This is a genomic window from Escherichia sp. AM3, assembly GCF_032029835.1.
Classification (GTDB): Bacteria; Pseudomonadota; Gammaproteobacteria; order Enterobacterales; family Enterobacteriaceae; genus Escherichia; species Escherichia coli.
In genome coordinates, this window is the sequence record NZ_JAVUPQ010000386.1 from 1 (window position 1) to 969 (window position 969).

Genomic DNA, 969 nt, shown 5'->3' on the forward strand with positions numbered 1-969 from the left:
GGCAAATATAATGATGTTGTTAGCATCAGGTCAAGACTTTTATAATCAAAACTCTTATACTTTCGGTGTAACTTATAATGGGGTTGATTATGATTCTACATCTCCACTACCTATTGCAGCACCTGTATGTATTGATATAAAAGGAGCCGGAACCTTCGGGAATGGCTACAAAAAGCCCGCAGTCTGTAGTGGCGGTCCTGAACCGCAATTATCAGTAACTTTTCCAGTACGAGTGCAGCTATATATTAAGCTAGCTAAAAATGCCAATAAAGTAAATAAAAAACTTGTATTACCTGACGAATATATAGCACTTGAATTTAAAGGTATGAGCGGAGCAGGTGCTATAGAAGTAGATAAAAATCTGACCTTCAGGATTCGCGGATTAAATAACATTCATGTCCTTGACTGCTTTGTTAATGTTGATCTGGAACCAGCTGATGGCGTTGTCGACTTTGGTAAAATAAATTCCCGAACAATTAAAAATACCAGCGTGAGTGAGACGTTTAGCGTAGTCATGACCAAAGATCCGGGTGCGGCCTGTACTGAGCAGTTTAATATTTTAGGGAGTTTTTTCACTACGGATATTTTGAGTGATTATAGCCATCTGGATATAGGTAATGGTCTGCTATTGAAGATATTTCATAACGATGGAACAGCAACGGAATTTAACCGCTTCTCACAATTTGCTTCTTTTTCATCGTCTAGTGCGCCTTCGGTCACCGCACCATTCAGGGCAGAACTGAGTGCGAACCCGGCAGAAACGGTTGTTGAGGGACCGTTTAGTAAAGACGTAATCCTGAAAATCACCTATAACTAGTATCTAATACAAACACTAAAACGGGCCATCAGGCCCGTTATATCAGTGCTCTAACTCCAGCTCTCTTGCCTGCATCATCTGTTGACAATACCAGGCATAACGTGCGCAAAACCAGGTTCTATGTTCTTCATCCATGTTACCAGTAACGGCCA

Annotated in this window: 1 protein-coding gene and 1 pseudogene; one reads left to right on the forward strand and one right to left on the reverse strand. The window is 40.9% G+C overall.

Annotated elements, in window-relative coordinates; translation table 11 throughout:
* Positions 1–817 (forward strand): hypothetical protein (locus tag RTW80_RS26050; protein WP_312720974.1); only part of this gene is annotated, 817 nt, incomplete at its 5' end.
* A 42-nt stretch (positions 818–859) separates the two neighbouring features.
* Here the strand turns inward: RTW80_RS26050 and RTW80_RS26055 are convergent.
* Positions 860–969: pseudogene (locus RTW80_RS26055) on the reverse strand (glycogen synthesis protein GlgS); the annotation flags it as partial.